The organism is Pseudundibacterium arcticum (genome assembly GCF_042646465.1).
GTDB lineage: Bacteria > Pseudomonadota > Gammaproteobacteria > Burkholderiales > Burkholderiaceae_D > Undibacterium_A > Undibacterium_A arcticum.
In genome coordinates this window covers 84500-100691 of record NZ_JBHRTP010000018.1, presented here as the reverse complement: position 1 = coordinate 100691, position 16192 = coordinate 84500, and the positions used below count along the sequence as shown (strand labels likewise).

Here is a 16192-nt window from a genome sequence, read left to right as displayed (position 1 = left end):
GGAGTATCCGCTTGCAAGCGGATACCGCTCCACAGGCAGGAGGCATGCCTCCTGAATTCCCTGCTGCGCCCCTAACCCCTGCAAGGGGGAGGGAACTTATCCTCGCGGTCGCACAGTTCGCGCGGATCTTTACGCGATCGCCCTGCTTCGGTCACACAGAAGCGGCGTCAGGCTCTGCCGTGCGTCATTTTCTTGGTAATCACCCACTGCTGCCCGATCGACAGCACGTTGTTGACGACCCAGTACAGCACCAGGCCGGCCGGGAAGAAGAAGAACATGACCGAGAAAGCGAGCGGCATGAACAGCATCATCTTGGCCTGCATCGGGTCGGCCGGTGCCGGATTGAGCTTGGTCTGGATGAACATCGACACCGCGTAGATTACCGGCAGGATGTACCACGGATCGGGCGCGGCCAGGTTGTGGATCCAGCCCAGCCACGGCGCGCCGCGCATCTCGACGCTGGCCGACAGGACCCAGTACAGCGCCATAAAGACCGGCATCTGGATCAGGATCGGCAGGCAGCCGCCGAGCGGATTGATCTTTTCGGTCTTGTACAGCGCCATCATGGCCTGGTTCATCTTTTGCGGGTCGGACTTGTGACGCTCGCGGATTTCGGTCATTTTCGGCGTGACCAGTTTCATCTTGGCCATGCTGCGGAAGCTGGCGGCCGACAGCGGGAAGAACAGCAGCTTGATCAGGACCGTGAACGCGATGATGGTCCAGCCCCAGTTGCCGAGCACCTTGTGCAGTTGTTCCAGCACCCAGAAAATCGGCTGTGCAATGATGGTGGCCCAGCCATAGTCTTTCACCAGCACCAGGCCCGGCGCGGTTTTTTCCAGCGCGGCCGATTCCTGCGGGCCGGAATACAGCGCGGCATCCTTCGATACCGTCGCACCCGGTGCGATGGTGCCGAGTGGCTCGACCGTGCCGATGGCGTACAGATTGTTGGCGACTTTCTTGGTGAAGATCTCGCGCGCGGTCTTGTCGCGCGGGATGAAGGCCGAGACGAAATAGTGCTGCACCAGCGCGATCCAGCCGTTGTCGGCCTTGGTCGCGTGTTCTTCGGTGCCTTTTTCAATCTTCTCGAAGTTCAGTTTCTGGAACTTGTCGGCCTCGGTGTACAGGGCCGGGCCGCTGAAGGTGCTATAGAAACGCGACTCGCCTTCCGGCTTGTTGCCGTCACGCACCAGTTGCAGGTAGAGCGACGGTGCCACCGGTGCCGTGCCGGTATTGGTGACTTCGTGCTTGACGTCGATCACATAGTCGCCGCGCTTGAAGGTGAAGGTCTTGGTCAGCTTCAGGCCGCCCTGCTCGGCTTCCAGCACCAGCTTGACTTCGTTGTTGCCGTCGAGCGTGCGCGGACCGGGTTTGGCGGTGAACAAGGTCTTATGGTTCGGGAACGTCACGCCATTGGCGCCGCCGATCAGGCCGGTTTCGGCCAGATAAGTGTGGTTCGGGCTATTGTCGAACAGCACCAGATTGCTTTTCTGGTCGACCGTGCCCTTGTGTTTCAGCAATTCCAGGTGCGTCAGTTCGCCGCCGGCGGTGTTGATTTCAACCTTTACCAGATCGGTACTGATCGCAATGGTCTCGCCCTTGATCGGCGTGGTGTCAGTGCTCACTGCGCCAGTGGCTGCCGCCGATGCTGGCGCTCCGCTGACGGCGCTGGCTTGCGGCACATCGGAAGTGGAAGCGCTGGCCGGGCCCTTCGCTTGCTGATTGGCAGTCGGGAAAAACATCGACGGCTTGCCGCTGGACCGCATCCAGTTATCCCACAGCAGCAATATCGATAGCGAAAACACAACCCACAGGACGGTACGTTTGATATCCATAAGCGTAGTTTTTTATTTAGTTCAGGTGAGCAGTTCAGGTGAATTCAGGAATGACGGCAGCCGCAATCGTTGGCGGCAGCCGTCGGTGCCGGTTTTTTCGGCACCGGATCAAGTCCGCCCGGGTGCCACGGATGGCATTTGCAGAGTCGTTTGGCCGACAGAAAACCACCCTTTGCGGCGCCGTGCTCGCGGATGGCTTCAAAGGCGTAGTCCGAGCAGCTCGGGTAAAACCGGCAGTTCTGTCCCAGCATCGGACTAATGCCGACCTTATATGCGCGCAACAACAGCAATAACAAGGACTGCAACACGGATGGCCGGGATTGCGGAGAAATCATGACGCCGGCCCTCGCTCCGCCACGCGCTGCGACGCAAACAGCCGCAGCAACTCGGTGCGCAGCAAGACCTTGAGCGCGGCGCTGGTGGCCGGTCCCGCCTTGCTATTGACCGGCGCCGACAGCCGTACGACGCAGTCGACCGGGGGTAACTCGGACAGGCGGAATATTTCCCGGGTAACACGTTTGATCGTGTTGCGGGTCACGGCGCGCGGCGCAAGGCGCTTGGCCACTACTACCCCAAGCCGCGCTTGTGGCAACTGGTTGGGGCGGGTATACAACACGAAATGCGCGCTTTTTTGTGCGGGGCGCAAACGAAAAGCGGATGAAAACTCATCCGCTTTTACGATACGCCGGGCACGTGCGAAGTCCTGGCTGCGATCGCCTGATGTCATATTGCCAGTCAGGCTTTCAGTACGGCTTGTCACGCAGCCAGCTGCGGACGGCTGGCTTAGACAGCCAGACGCTTGCGGCCTTTGGCGCGGCGTGCGTTCAGGACGTCGCGACCGCCGCGGGTTGCCATGCGTGCGCGGAAGCCGTGGGTACGCTTGCGGCGAACTACGGAAGGTTGGTAAGTACGTTTCATGTTGGACTCGCTAATCAGCAAAAATAAATCGGGTACATCGGGCATTTACCCGGCATCGACCTGGGCAGATACGTACGTTGAGTAAGTAGCAACTTAACGCAAATCAAATAAATCGGGCGCGGAACCCTGAATTAAACAGCAGTTTCCAACCTTCTGTCAAGGTTTATGCGCTCAGTTTCCTATCTGTTGCTGTTGTTGCCGCGCCGGCAAGATGGGGATAAGCGGCGTCGGGCCACCGCCTATGCGGCGCCCCGCGACTGCAGCCAGGCGGCGGAAAATAAGCCGCCAGCCTGTGGATAACTCTGCCCGGCAGGGGTAGAATAGCGGATACTTTGCGGCGCGCCCTCGGATGTCGGCCCGGCAGGTTTCAATCCCGAGGCATTCTCGATACGCCCCTCCACCGCTTTTCAAACAGACGATTAATGGAAAATTTTTGGCAGTCCTGTTCCACGCAACTGGAACTGGAATTGACGCCGCAACAGTTCAGCGCATGGATCAAGCCGCTGACGCCGCTCGATTACGAGGACGGTCGGCTGCGCATTGCCGCGCCGAATCGTTTCAAGCTCGACTGGGTCAAGACCCAATTTGCCAGCCGCATCACGCTGCTGGCGGCAGAGTTCTGGGAAGCACCGATCGAGGTGCAGTTCGTGCTGGATCCACGGCTGGCGGCGCCGAAGAAGTCGGTCGCGCCGGCGCCGGCGCAGGACTCCGGCAGCGCCAACGGCTATACCGCAGCGATGCCCAATGCCAGCGACACGGTCGATCGGCTGCGCGAATCCAGTGCTAACAACCACGCCGAGGCCGCGCCGCGCCGCGAGCAGAGCCGCGTCAATCCGGAGCTGACTTTCGACAGCTTCGTCACCGGCAAGGCCAACCAGCTGGCGCGCGCGGCGGCGATCCAGGTCGCGAACAATCCCGGCATTTCGTATAACCCGCTGTTCTTTTATGGCGGCGTCGGGCTCGGCAAGACCCATCTGATCCATGCGATCGGCAACCAGCTGCTGGTCGACCAGCCGAACGCGCGGATTCGTTACATCCATGCCGAACAGTATGTGCGCGACGTGGTGACCGCATACCAGCGCAAGGGTTTCGACGATTTCAAGCGGTATTACCATTCGCTCGACATGCTGCTGATCGATGATATCCAGTTCTTCGGCGGCAAGAGCCGTACCCAGGAAGAATTCTTCTATGCGTTCGAGGCGCTGATTGCGGCCAAGAAGCAGATCATCATTACCAGCGACACCTACCCGAAAGAAATTACCGGGATGGACGACCGCCTGATTTCGCGCTTCGACTCCGGCCTGACGGTCGCGATCGAACCGCCCGAGCTGGAGATGCGGGTCGCGATCCTGCTGAAAAAAGCGACACTGGAGGGCGTCAACATGTCCGACGACGTCGCGTTTTTCGTCGCCAAGCATCTGCGCTCGAACGTGCGCGAGCTGGAAGGCGCACTGCGCAAGATCCTGGCTTACTCGCGCTTCCACGGCAAGGACATCACGATCGATGTGGTGAAGGAGGCGTTGAAGGATTTGCTGTCGGTACAGAACCGCCAGATCTCGGTGGAAAACATCCAGAAGACGGTGGCCGATTTCTTCAACATCAAGATCGCCGACATGTATTCGAAGCGGCGCCCGGCCAACATCGCGCGACCGCGCCAGATCGCAATGTATCTGGCCAAGGAACTGACGCAGAAGAGCTTGCCGGAGATCGGCGAACTGTTCGGCGGACGCGACCATACCACCGTGCTGCACGCGGTGCGCAAGATCGCACTCGATCGCACCAAGAGCCCGGAGTGCAATCATGAATTGCACGTGTTGGAACAAACCCTGAAAGGTTAAGCGTGGTTGATGCGGTTAACTCGGTTGTGGTGGTTGATGTGATTGAAGTGGTTGATCTGGTTGAGGGACCGGGCGATCGAATGAAGGCCGTCGCTGGCTAAGGCTTTTAGCCCCTTCCCCCTTGCAGGGGGAAGGTTGGGATGGGGGTAGGATGGTCGATCGGCAACGTGCAGCCTTCATCGACCGCACTACCCCCACCCTAGCCCTCCCCCTGCAAGGGGGAGGGAATTTAACCGGCAGCATCGATAATGTGCACGCGAATCTCGACGCGATCGCCCTGAGTCGATGGCGTTGGACGCGAAAACCGGCGCCAGATATGAAAATGCGCAGTAACGCAGTTTGCCCTTGGGCATGATTTAAAATACGTCAGTAGAGCGGCAAGCCAAGACAGTAAGCTGGCTGTAAGAGCGTGGGTCGGCGACCGGTGGGCTGCAAATTGGTCAAATACTCCATAGTAGATGGTTCATAGCTGCACAGAATTATTGGGAGATATGAATATACTCCCGCCAATTTGCAATTGGCATCCGACCCGTAGTAATTGAGCAAGTTGGTTTTGTAGTTTTAGTTTTCGCGTTATCTCATCAAATAGCGCGTTCGTAAACACTCTTATCAAGGAACACTATGCAATTGGTCAAAACTCCCAGAGACAGCCTTCTGCGGCCACTGCAGATCGTGAGCGGTATTGTCGAGCGTCGGCACACCTTGCCGATTCTGGCCAATATCCTCATCCGCAAGGACGGCGAAAAACTGTCATTCCTGTCGACCGACATCGAAGTGCAGATCACCACCCACGCGCCGATCGGTGCCGGCGGCGAAGTGATCGCCACCACCGTCGCCGCGCGCAAGCTGCTCGACATCCTGCGCGCCTTGCCGGAATCGGGCGACGTCACGATGAAGCTCGACAACAAGAAGATGACGGTGCAATCGGGCAAGTCGCGCTTCTCGCTGCAGACGCTGGCGGCCGAAGAATTCCCGACCGTGGCCCAGGCCGAGCACTACAACACGCGCCTGTCGCTGCCGCAAAAGACCCTGAAGCACCTGTTCAACATGGTGCATTTCTCGATGGCGCAGCAGGATATCCGTTATTACCTGAACGGCCTGCTGCTGGTGGTCGAAGGCAAGAACGTGATGGCGGTCGCGACCGACGGTCACCGTCTGGCGTTCTGCCAGGTCGAGACCGAGCAGGAATTCGAGCGCCAGGAAGTCATCATTCCGCGCAAGACCATCGTGGAACTGCAGCGCCTGCTGGAAGACAATGACGATCCGGTCCAGCTCGAAATCGCCAACAACCAGATCAAGCTGACCTTCGCCGATATCGAACTGATCTCGAAACTGGTCGAAGGCAAGTTCCCCGACTACACCCGCGTGGTGCCGAAGGGTTACAAGAACAATTTCAGCATCAGCCGCGACACCTTGCTGCGCTCGCTGCAACGCGCCGCGATCATGACGTCCGACAAGTTCAAGGGCGTGCGCTGCATCATGAGCCCGGGCAGCATGAAGATCAGCTCGACCAACGCCGATCAGGAAGAAGCCGTCGAAGAACTCGAAATCGACTACGGCGGCGACAGTGTCGACATCGGTTTCAACGTCACCTATCTGCTCGACGTATTGAACAACCTCAAGTGCGATCAGGTCAACATCGCGCTCGGCGACTCCAATTCATCAGCGCTGATTTCGATCCCCGACAATACCGACTTCAAGTATGTCGTGATGCCGATGCGGATCTAACTGTCCCACCAACGCGCCGAAGTATTCCCGCCCCTTCAACGCGCCGAAGCATTCCCTCCCCTTCAAGGGGAGGGTTAGGGAGGGGATGGGTTTCTTGTTTCTTACGCACCACTAAAGTCGCTCCAATTGCGCAGGAAACCCAGCCCCATCCCAACCTTCCCCTTGAAGAGGAAGGAGCCAAAAAAAGCAAGACCGATGACCGCAGGTTATCCCAGCTTTATTTGAACAAGCAGTAAACATTTCAGAAGGTAGTCCATGTCCGAGCAAATCCAAGAGAAACCAGCCCAGGTGCAAGAATCCTACGGCGCCTCATCGATCCAGATCCTCGAAGGTCTGGAAGCGGTGCGCAAGCGCCCCGGCATGTATATCGGCGACACCTCGGACGGCACCGGCCTGCACCATCTGGTGTTTGAAGTGCTGGACAACTCGATCGACGAATCGCTGGCCGGCCACTGCACCGAAATCCACGTCACCATCCATTCCGACAATTCGATCTCGGTCACCGACAACGGGCGCGGCGTGCCGACCGGCGTCAAGTTCGACGACAAGCACGAACCGAAACGCAGCGCGGCCGAAATCGTGATGACCGAGTTGCATGCCGGCGGCAAGTTCGACCAGAACTCGTACAAGGTATCGGGCGGCCTGCACGGCGTCGGCGTGTCCTGCGTCAACGGCCTGTCGAAACTGCTGAAGCTGACCATCCGGCGCGACGGCAAGGTGCACTACATGGAATTCGTGCGCGGCGTGCCGCAAAACCGCGAAATCGAAACCATCAACGGCATGATCTGCTCGCCGATCAAGGTCATCGGCGAGACCGACAAGCGCGGCACCGACGTCCATTTCTGGGCCGACGAAGAGATTTTTTCGCATGTCGAATTCCATTATGAAATCCTGGCCAAACGCATCCGCGAGCTGTCCTTCCTGAACAATGGCGTACGCATCAAGCTGACCGATCAACGTTCCGGCAAGGAAGAAATATTCGCATTCGAAGGCGGCACCCGCGGCTTCGTCGAATACATCAACAAGGCCAAGACGGTGCTGCATCCAACCATCTTCCAGGCCACCGGCGAGCGGATGTCGGACCAGAACACCAACATCACGGTCGACGTCTCGATGCAATGGAACGACGCCTACAACGAGCAGGTGCTGTGCTTCACCAACAACATCCCGCAACGCGACGGCGGCACCCACCTGACCGGCCTGCGCGCGGCGATGACGCGCGTCATCAACAAGTACATCGACGAGCATGAATTCGCCAAGAAAGCCAAGGTCGAAATCAGCGGCGACGACATGCGCGAAGGCCTGACCTGCGTGCTGTCGGTCAAGGTGCCGGAACCGAAGTTCAGCTCGCAGACCAAGGACAAGCTGGTATCAAGCGAAGTGCGTGGCCCGGTCGAAGAGATCGTCGCCAAGACACTGGCCGATTATCTGCAAGAAAAACCGAACGACGCCAAGATCATCTGCGGCAAGATTGTCGAAGCCGCGCGCGCCCGCGAAGCAGCACGAAAAGCGCGCGACCTGACGCGACGCAAGGGCGTGATGGACGGCCTCGGCCTGTCCGCCAAACTGGCCGACTGCCAGGAAAAAGACCCGGCCCTGTGCGAGCTGTACATCGTAGAGGGTGATTCCGCAGGCGGCTCGGCCAAGCAGGGCCGCGACCGCAAGTTCCAGGCCATTCTGCCGCTGCGCGGCAAGGTGCTGAACGTCGAAAAAGCCCGCTTTGAAAAGATGCTGTCGTCCGAGCAGATCACCACCCTGATCGCCACGCTCGGCACCAGCATCGGCCCGGATGAATTCAACGTCGACAAGCTGCGCTACCACCGCATCATCATCATGACCGATGCCGACGTCGACGGCGCCCACATCCGCACCCTGCTGCTGACGCTGTTCTACCGCCAGATGCCGCAACTGGTGGAGCGCGGCCACATCTACATCGCCCAGCCGCCGCTATACAAAGTCAAGGCCGGCCGCGACGAGCGTTACCTGAAAGACGACCAGGAAGAAGCGCAATACATGATGCAAGTCGCGCTGAACGGCGCGGCGCTGATCCCGAGCGAAGGTGCGCTGCCGATCAGCGGCGACGCGCTGGCCGAGCTGGTGCGCCAGTACAACCTGGCCAACTCGATCATGATGCGCCTGACGCGCGTGATCGATCGTGCCGCGCTGACCGCCATCATGACCGGCGTCACGCTCGACCTGGACAGCATCGAGGCGGCCGAACAATCGGCGCTGGCCCTGACCAGCGCGATCAACGACCCGGCCGTGCATGCCGTCGTCAAGACCGACGAACTGACAGAAAAGCACATGCTCCGCATCGAGCGCCTATACCACGGCAACATCAAGGTCAGCGCGATCGACGCCGATTTCGTGCAAGGCGCCGACTATCAGGTACTCACCGATGCCGCCACCACCTTCAAGGGACTGATCGGCGATGGCGCCTTCATCCGTCGTGGTGAAGGTGAAAGAACCAAGGAGTCCAAGGTGGCCGATTTCCATCACGCCATGCAATGGCTGCGCGACGAAGCCGAGCGCGGCGTCAGCAAGCAGCGCTACAAGGGTCTGGGCGAGATGAACCCGTCCCAGCTGTGGGAAACCACGATGGACCCGACCGTGCGCCGCCTGCTGAAAGTGCAGATCGAAGACGCGATTGCGGCGGACCAGATCTTTACCACGCTGATGGGCGACGATGTGGAGCCGCGGCGTGCGTTTATTGAGGGCAATGCTTTGCGGGCGGGGAATATTGACGTCTAAAATTGTCGGTTGTCACAGAAAGTGAAATCTGTGTCAAGTTAGTGAAATAGTAGTGTCACAGATGATGAAATAATCGTAAAAAAATGAAAAGCCAACCGAGCAGGTTGGCTTTTTCATTTTGCTCCATTACAACTCTTGCACGCCTGTATAGCCGCACATCTGGCGCTTGCACCTCACCAGATGCACATATTGCTTTGCATCAGAAAGACCTATCAGTTTTCGTAGCGTTCTTTTTTATCGAGATCCGGCAGGTTAAACGTCACTGCAGGTTGAAAGACCCTCACAGAGCTACCGACTTCAATGATCATGCGGTCATACCCCATTTCGAGTGGTCCCGTATAACCAGCCTTGCGGGTCATCTCCATCACCACATCATCCCCGTGCAAGCCGTGAAGCTCCTTTTTCACGATATGTGAGAATACAGCCATTTTTGGCGCAGTTTCTTTAAAAACGCGGGCGGCCTGTTCCGGTGTGGTTAACTTCGCCAGAATCGGGCCCATCTCCGGCGCCTTGGTAAGATGTTCACTCATCGCGATCACGTTATGCACAATCAGATCGGCGTTACGCCCATACTTCACCACGTTCGGCGAATAGGTCGTGTCCCCGGACAAAACGACGTTTTTTCCTTTATAAGAAATCCGGTACCCGAAAGATGGGTCGCCATCGCCGTGCAATACCGGAAAAGCGGTTACCTTTACGCCATCCTTGTTGTAGATATCCCCCTCTGAAATTTCCTTAACGACAGGTACCAGGTTCTCCAATTTATTGAACTGATTCACACGGTGTTCCATGTCGAAAGCAAACATCGATTGCATGCCGGCGATCATTTTCGCGGTTCCTGGAGGCCCCCACACTTGCAGTGGTTGGGTACGGCCGAGCAGAAACCAAGGGGTCATCCACAGACTGGGTAAGCCTTCGATGTGATCGTTATGAAGATGGGTAAAAAAAACATTGGTGACCGAGGTCACCTTAACCCGTGATTCGTAAATTCGCTGCATCACTCCGCGACCGGCATCGAACAATAACTTTTGCCCACCCGCCTCGACCAGCGTTGCGTAGCCGAAACGGTTAGGCGACATTTCCGGTCCTCCAGTCCCCAAAAGAATGACCCGCATATCGACGCCTTGCTTGTCGCTTTGTGCGAACCCCGGATTTGCAAATGCAATTAAAGATGCCGCAATAAATAAACGAAATTTCATAGCAATATTCCTTTTTGTAAGAATTCACGATCTGCTCGAATGCGAGCCAATCCATGTTCAAAAGCGATGTCGAATCCCCAATAAAATACTATTTGCCTGATCTTGGCTTGAAATCTTGTCGTACATGTACACCGTATAAAGATCGGTTCTCTTGGACAGGACATAGTCATACCCAACTGAAGCGGTATTTCTCTTCAGATCAGCACCGACAACCGAGCCTGCGCGCCGCGTCTGGGCCCACGACGCCAAAATATTCCCTGCTCCTACCGGAATACTGCTACCCAGTTGCACGGTTTTATCATTGGCATCGACATTATTTGTTGTCTGTTGATAGGTGCCGAACAACTTGACACTGCTAAAGTCATAACTTCCACCGATAAACCAGGCCCGTTGACTGGTGGGCGTCCCGACCGTATTCAGAGCGGATGTTACGCCTCCTGCATCGAGCGGATTATTCACTTGTACGCGCTGGACATATGCGGTGAGGCCCAGTGGCCCCTTAAAATAAAAGGCGCGTGCACCCACATTATTCTTGCCAGAATTTCCAGCCACTTCACCGAACTGATAGTGAAAGTCTGCTTTGAAGCCATCGAAATCCGGTGTGATGTAGGCGATCTGATTACTCCAACCACTATCGCCAGCAATCGAGTTACGCCATACGTTTAAATCGCCGAAGGTGGGTACATACGAATGAAGCAATAACGGAGCAACCACCGTCGAATTTCCGAACGGGTTGAACTGGACGGCGGAAAGGAAGTTCGGACTGGTATATCGTCCCAGCTTGATGGCGCCGAATCCGCCTTTGATACCGACATTCGCGTCACGCGAAAATAACGTATCGTTGGCAAACCGCCCTTGCAACCCGTTGTCACTTTGAAACGGAGAGCTGAGCGCGAATTCAGCTTGCAGTCCACCACCTAAATCCTCAGTTCCGGTGAATCCGAAGTACGCTGTAGACAGACCGCCAGTGCCCACATTCGCGACACGATGAGAATTTCCACTCAATTGGTTATCGCCGGCAAAAGTGTCGATGACACCACTGAATTGCACACTCGACTGCGCGCTTGCGGTGGCAGCACTCCCGAGCGCAACGATTGCGAGCAGGGCTCTCGCTCTGCGGTAGGCTTTGTTAGCCTTTTCACTTTCCATTTTTTGATCTCCTTGATTTTATGTTTTATGTTTTATGCAACTTACTACGCATCGCACTACGGATTACGTACGCAGCATCGCTTCGAACGCGGAACGTGTCAGTGGCTTGTGGCAGCTGCCTTGTGATGCTCTCATTTTTCATCCGGAGAGGTATCTTTACAAGTAGCGCCGGCTCAGGCCGTCCGTGATCAACCCCATTCTAGAGGCGCGAAGCGTCAACGAGAAGCGCTAAGTTTAGGTCGCTCTGTTGCGTTTTTTAGAACGCACAGCTAGCCTCTCGGGCGGTGGAACGATAGACACGAACGCGGCGTCGAGCCGCTCAACCACCGCCGACGCTGCGAAGGGGAGGCTGCGCTGTGCCTGCACGATCAGGACGACGGTGGACTGCCCGATGCCAGGGTCAGCCAACGGAATCCACACTAGTTGCCCAGCGCGCAGATCGGCAACAACATCTGCCTCGGTCAGGAAGCCGACCCCCAACCCATCGCGCAGGATGGTCTTCATCATGCCAATGGAATTAGTTTCGATCGTAGGACGAAGCTCGATCGCAGAGTGAGTCTGTATGCGCTCGATGCGAGAGCGCAACTCCATTTCTCGACGCGGCAACACCAGCGGGTACTCCATGCAATCGGCGAGACGGACCTTCGCAAGCGAAGTTAGAGGATGGCCTGGTGCGACGACGGCGCCCATGCGCAGCGTGAGCGACCGCAGGGTGGTGACCGGGAGCCGGCCCTGTGGCGCATAGCAGATTCCGAAATCGGCATCACCGTTGATGACGTCGCGCAGGATCTCCTCCGTAGTGCCCACGAATGCCGATATCGAGATCCCTGGATGCTGTTCACGAGTTTCGCGAATAAACCTCGGAAAGACCGACTCACCCAAGAACTGCAGTCCGCAGACGGTCACATGCCCGTGACGCAGGCCACGCAAGGCCTCCACCTCCGACACCGTACTGTCGAAGACTTTCGCCAAGTGGCGAACAGAACGCAGCATGAGTTCACCGGCGGCAGTCAGTCGCACACCGCGCGGCAGACGTTCGAACAGAGGCGTGCCAACGCGCTCTTCGAGCAGGAGAATCTGTCGGTCCACCGCTGACGCGGTAACGTGCAGATATTCGGCGGCGCGGCGGATCGAGCCGCGGCGGGCTACCTCCTCAAAATAGCTGACGACTTTGGCAAATACGGGCATGTCTGTGCTCGGCGCGGTCGCAGAAGTTGGCGGTGATGCCGGGATCGAAGTGTACCAGATCTCGTGTCCGACGCTGTATTTGCAGCTGGACGCGGATGGACCACATCCTCCTTTTGTTTTGTCAGGCGACACGACAAACTGACCACCAGACGACACGAGGAATTGCCCCCCCTTCGTGGAGGGAGGTCGAGATGGAAGAAGTGGTCGAGCAAGCTCCCCGGTCCGAATGGATTAACTATATTTGGCCGATAGCGGCCCTACATCGAAACGTAGCCTCCAACAAGATAGCCAAGAGCCGAGTAGCGGCGGATGCGAAAAAGGGATTTCGGAGGATCAGCCTCGCGCAGGCGGCTTTTGATCGGCTCGCAACGAATGACGATGATCCAAATTATCCCACCGCAGCAACAGCGTATTGTCCGGCTGCAGTTCGGCCCAGGTGCCGAGTTTCTTTCCCTGCCGGTTCAGCGTTTCCAATAGCCAACGTACGCCCTCGTCCCGGGCACGATTGACGCGCAAGTGGCGCGTTTGGGTCGGCGTCATCGCAAGGCGCAACAACTAACCGGTTGCTGCATCCAGCGTCGGGAAGTACATCAGCGCCAGATCCGAACGATAGGCTTCATAACCGCCGATGCCTTCGTAGTCGTTCAGGAAATCGCCGCAGCCATACAGAATGGGTCTGCCATGATAGACCTCGATGCCTTTCACGTGATGCGCGGAGTGGCCATGCACGACGTCGACGCCCGCGTTATCGATCAGGCGCTGCGCGAAGACCCGTTCGTCGGTGGAGATCTCATAGCCCCAGTTGCCGCCCCAGTGAATCGACGTCACCACGATGTCCCCGGCCTGCTTGTGCGCGCCCACCTGTTTGGCGATGGCCGCGACGCTGCGCGCCGATAAATCCCTCAGCAGGTTCACGCCAGAGCGGTCCTTGGTCGCGGCCCATTCCGGCGGCACGCCGCTGCTCTCCATGCCGTAGCCGAATACCAGCACCCGGCTTGTGCCGGACAGCGCGATGGGCGCGGGCGCAGCGGCTTCAACCTGGTCGCATCCGGCCCCCGCCGTGCGCAGTCCGGCCTGCCGCAGCGTTGCCAGCGTCTCGGCCAGCCCGCTGCGTCCCCAGTCGATCACGTGGTTGTTGGCGAGCACGCAGCAATCGAGCCCGGCGGCGGTGAGGCACGGCACATTGGCGGGGTGCATCCGATAGTGGATGGCTTTCCCCGGCCAGGCTTGCTCGCTCGCCGTCACCGCCGTCTCCAGGTTGACGATGCGCGCAGCCGGCCGCTCGCGCGCGATCGCGGCCAGGGCATCGCCCCAGACATAGGTAAAATTCGCCGGCCTTGCGATGGCTCCGGTCGCGCCTTCGGCCAACTCGACATAGCCCATCGCCGAGCGCACATAGGACTCATACAGATGCGGCTTGCTTGGGTGCGGCAGAATCTGGTCGACTCCCCGGCCGGTCATGACATCGCCACCCAGGAACAATGTGACAGGGTGCGCTCCGCCTTGCGGCGCTTCGATTGGCTGTGGCATCGTTTTCGCCATGTTCAACGAACTAGCGGCGCGCGTTGGCAAGCAACTCTGGCAAAACATCCGCAGCTTTGGCGAGGTGCAAGCCACGGGCCGTCATGTCTCGCAGGAAGCCTTGATATTGGGCGTCAAAGCCAGTCACCACGCTCATGCAGTCGGTAATGAGGACAAGCTTCGAAAGGTTCCCTGGGCCGAAGTTATCGGCAATGTGCTCGGTTGTTGCCTTCACACAATGACGTGCTGCTTCGCCGGCGATGTAGACTCGGTCGGCTTGAGCGAGGATGTCGATGAAGCCGCGGTTCAGCTGCGTGCCGGGGTCGCTCGCATCAGGCACCTCTGCCATCACTGCCGAGTAGTGCTCGGTCCAGGGTTTGAGCCCTTGATCACTTTATGGGCGATATCCAGTGTCGTCTCTTCCCATCGGTTGTAGGCGGCGCGCACAGCTGCATGCACGTTGTGACCCCAGGAACCGATTTCGCAGTGCACAGGCCAGACCATCAGCTGGTAGCGGCCGGCCGCTTCGAGCGCGTCAAGGTAGGCCAGCACGCGGGGTAACGCGGCTGGGTTGCGCGATGAATACTTGCCTGCGCGCACCTCAGCCGCAGTGATCGGGGTGAAAGGATGCACGGCCTTACCCTCGCCGCTGATCCAAAACGTCGGATGAGCGATGTGAAGACGGTGGTGGGAGTCCAGCGTGATGCTGATGGCGGACAAACCGTTCAGGCCTCGGTTGATCAGGTCTGCCAGACGGAGCATGTCGCCATGCGCGCCCGCGACGGGCAGTGCCGGAGCATAAGGCCCGAGGTCAACTGGATTGGCCGGAAGATACTCGGCAGGCAAGTCGCAGAAATCGTTTTGTGGATCGACGATGAGCAGGTGTAGATGGCGTTTCATTGCAGATATCCTTTCTCGCATGCGGGTGCTGGAGCCCAGCGCAACGCGGTCGGGGGTTTCACCCTGGTGAGCGATGTCGATCGGTTCCGGCTGTCGGCGCTCGGGAACATGATCTCAAACGCCCTCTGTCAGTGAGTCAGTCACTACCGGGGCGCGGCAAGTTGGCGCCGCGTAACCACCGTCGCAGCTGCCCGGCCCGATCATTCGCCTTCGGATGGCGACGAGGCAGCGTCCGCCTATTTCCAGGGCGTCACCGCAGGCACCTCGCACACGGCGTCGACCGGTATCGTCTTGAAGTCCACAGGGCTCACGATTTCCAGGTATTCCATGTCTTCGGAATAGTCGAACAGATAGTGTTTGATCCCCGGCCTCTGGTGAACGCAGTCGCCGGCGGCGACCAGGGTTTCCTTGTCCTCGTACATGAAGCGCGCCCACCCTTTCAGCATGAACACGATATGGAAGTTCGCCTCGTGACGGTGCCAACCGGTGCCTTGCTTCGGCGCAATATTTGCCTTGACGAGTTGCGCGAGAACCCGGCCGCCGGTGGCCGCAGCGATGCCGAGATCTTTGTAGAGGAAGAAATCACGCAGGCCGTTGCCCAGGTATTGCGTATCTTGCGGCCGGACGTGCGAAAACTTGGAGAGGGGAGAGTCCGACATGGCGAAGCTCCTTATTGGAGTGCATCGATCTCTATTTAAGCACGAAACCATTCGTCAGGCGTGCTCGCGTCGCCGTTCCGATGTGGTTGCCGAAGCCGCTGAGAGGCCCGGCTATGGTTCTGTTGCAACGTTCTCGACTGGCCGTTCAAAAGACGCGAATGCAAATGCACCTCACGCTCCAACCGGTTGATCAAAGTTGCCCTTCATACTTGAATCTGCGCGTGTTTTTTAACGGGTCCTCGCACGCCCATACCGACCAGAGTGGATGCACGTCAAAAGGAAGCAGTGGTAATCTTTCTACCTTTTCCATCAATTGGAATAACGCCATGTCCGACCGCACGCTGAGCTTAGACGAAACTCTGTATCAATACCTGCTGGATGTGTCCCTGCGTGAACATCCGGTCCTGGTGGAACTGCGCGCACCGTAGCCTTGTCAATCAAATCCTAGACCCTGCCGCACATGGACGATAGCTCCCTTGCCGGCACTGCACTCATTGCTGGCGACTAGC

Annotated in this window: 13 protein-coding genes and 1 pseudogene; 4 read left to right on the top strand and 10 right to left on the bottom strand. The window is 58.0% G+C overall.

Features of this window, described 5'->3' with window-relative positions; all coding sequences use genetic code 11:
* Positions 1–167 precede the first annotated feature (167 nt).
* Genes yidC through rpmH form a run of 4 tightly spaced genes read right to left on the bottom strand, consistent with a single transcriptional unit; the run spans position 168 to position 2750 of the window.
* Complete coding sequence (yidC, locus tag ACFOFO_RS06710) at positions 168–1832, bottom strand: membrane protein insertase YidC (protein WP_390331202.1); 1665 nt, start codon at positions 1830–1832, stop codon at positions 168–170.
* Between the two features lie 44 nt (positions 1833–1876).
* A complete protein-coding gene (gene yidD, locus ACFOFO_RS06705) occupies positions 1877–2137 on the bottom strand; it encodes a membrane protein insertion efficiency factor YidD (RefSeq protein ID WP_390327810.1) in 261 nt (86 codons plus the stop codon).
* Between the two features lie 26 nt (positions 2138–2163).
* Positions 2164–2559: a ribonuclease P protein component gene (rnpA, locus tag ACFOFO_RS06700; protein WP_390321619.1), complete on the bottom strand. Its 396-nt coding sequence runs from the start codon at positions 2557–2559 to the stop codon at positions 2164–2166.
* A 56-nt stretch (positions 2560–2615) separates the two neighbouring features.
* Positions 2616–2750 (bottom strand): 50S ribosomal protein L34, encoded by a 135-nt coding sequence (gene rpmH, locus ACFOFO_RS06695; RefSeq protein ID WP_010401996.1) that lies wholly within the window; start codon positions 2748–2750, stop codon positions 2616–2618.
* A 422-nt stretch (positions 2751–3172) separates the two neighbouring features.
* Here rpmH and dnaA point away from each other — a divergent pair, with 422 nt between their 5' ends.
* From dnaA to gyrB, 3 genes are all read left to right on the top strand, one after another.
* Positions 3173–4588, top strand: coding sequence for a chromosomal replication initiator protein DnaA (dnaA, locus tag ACFOFO_RS06690; RefSeq protein ID WP_390331200.1), 1416 nt, complete (start codon positions 3173–3175; stop codon positions 4586–4588).
* A gap of 621 nt (positions 4589–5209) precedes the next feature.
* Positions 5210–6316: a DNA polymerase III subunit beta gene (gene dnaN / locus ACFOFO_RS06685; RefSeq protein WP_390321623.1), complete on the top strand. Its 1107-nt coding sequence runs from the start codon at positions 5210–5212 to the stop codon at positions 6314–6316.
* Positions 6317–6571: 255 nt separating this feature from the next.
* Positions 6572–9067 carry a DNA topoisomerase (ATP-hydrolyzing) subunit B gene (gene gyrB, locus ACFOFO_RS06680; protein WP_390331199.1) on the top strand — a complete coding sequence of 832 codons (2496 nt, stop codon included), beginning with the start codon at positions 6572–6574 and terminating at the stop codon, positions 9065–9067.
* 212 nt (positions 9068–9279) lie between these two features.
* Here gyrB and ACFOFO_RS06675 read toward each other — a convergent pair whose 3' ends face one another.
* The 6 genes and pseudogenes from ACFOFO_RS06675 to ACFOFO_RS06650 all read right to left on the bottom strand — a co-directional run bounded on the left by ACFOFO_RS06675 (position 9280) and on the right by ACFOFO_RS06650 (position 15683).
* Positions 9280–10266, bottom strand: a complete 987-nt coding sequence (locus tag ACFOFO_RS06675; protein ID WP_390321631.1) for an MBL fold metallo-hydrolase — start codon at positions 10264–10266, stop codon at positions 9280–9282.
* A gap of 57 nt (positions 10267–10323) precedes the next feature.
* Entirely contained in the window at positions 10324–11415 is a 1092-nt protein-coding gene (locus ACFOFO_RS06670; RefSeq protein WP_390331197.1) for a porin, read from the bottom strand.
* A gap of 234 nt (positions 11416–11649) precedes the next feature.
* A complete protein-coding gene (locus tag ACFOFO_RS06665) occupies positions 11650–12603 on the bottom strand; it encodes a LysR family transcriptional regulator (protein ID WP_390321633.1) in 954 nt (317 codons plus the stop codon).
* 555 nt (positions 12604–13158) lie between these two features.
* Positions 13159–14133, bottom strand: a complete 975-nt coding sequence (locus tag ACFOFO_RS06660; protein ID WP_390321637.1) for a CapA family protein — start codon at positions 14131–14133, stop codon at positions 13159–13161.
* A 22-nt stretch (positions 14134–14155) separates the two neighbouring features.
* Positions 14156–15024: pseudogene (locus tag ACFOFO_RS06655) on the bottom strand (cysteine hydrolase family protein).
* 236 nt (positions 15025–15260) lie between these two features.
* Positions 15261–15683 (bottom strand): cupin domain-containing protein, encoded by a 423-nt coding sequence (locus ACFOFO_RS06650; RefSeq protein WP_390321640.1) that lies wholly within the window; start codon positions 15681–15683, stop codon positions 15261–15263.
* Positions 15684–15841: 158 nt separating this feature from the next.
* On the opposite strand from ACFOFO_RS06650, the gene ACFOFO_RS06645 reads away from it, so the two are divergent.
* Positions 15842–16111 carry a hypothetical protein gene (locus ACFOFO_RS06645; protein ID WP_390331196.1) on the top strand — a complete coding sequence of 90 codons (270 nt, stop codon included), beginning with the start codon at positions 15842–15844 and terminating at the stop codon, positions 16109–16111.
* Positions 16112–16192 lie beyond the last annotated feature (81 nt).

Coding starts and splice junctions, on each gene's coding strand:
- yidC (WP_390331202.1), bottom strand. CDS start 1,832: ATGGATATCAAACGTACCGTCCTGTGGGTTGTGTTTTCGCTATCGATA.
- rnpA (WP_390321619.1), bottom strand. CDS start 2,559: ATGACATCAGGCGATCGCAGCCAGGACTTCGCACGTGCCCGGCGTATC.
- rpmH (WP_010401996.1), bottom strand. CDS start 2,750: ATGAAACGTACTTACCAACCTTCCGTAGTTCGCCGCAAGCGTACCCAC.
- dnaA (WP_390331200.1), top strand. CDS start 3,173: ATGGAAAATTTTTGGCAGTCCTGTTCCACGCAACTGGAACTGGAATTG.
- dnaN (WP_390321623.1), top strand. CDS start 5,210: ATGCAATTGGTCAAAACTCCCAGAGACAGCCTTCTGCGGCCACTGCAG.
- gyrB (WP_390331199.1), top strand. CDS start 6,572: ATGTCCGAGCAAATCCAAGAGAAACCAGCCCAGGTGCAAGAATCCTAC.
- ACFOFO_RS06675 (WP_390321631.1), bottom strand. CDS start 10,266: ATGAAATTTCGTTTATTTATTGCGGCATCTTTAATTGCATTTGCAAAT.
- ACFOFO_RS06670 (WP_390331197.1), bottom strand. CDS start 11,415: ATGGAAAGTGAAAAGGCTAACAAAGCCTACCGCAGAGCGAGAGCCCTG.
- ACFOFO_RS06665 (WP_390321633.1), bottom strand. CDS start 12,603: ATGCCCGTATTTGCCAAAGTCGTCAGCTATTTTGAGGAGGTAGCCCGC.
- ACFOFO_RS06660 (WP_390321637.1), bottom strand. CDS start 14,133: ATGCCACAGCCAATCGAAGCGCCGCAAGGCGGAGCGCACCCTGTCACA.
- ACFOFO_RS06650 (WP_390321640.1), bottom strand. CDS start 15,683: ATGTCGGACTCTCCCCTCTCCAAGTTTTCGCACGTCCGGCCGCAAGAT.
- ACFOFO_RS06645 (WP_390331196.1), top strand. CDS start 15,842: ATGCAAATGCACCTCACGCTCCAACCGGTTGATCAAAGTTGCCCTTCA.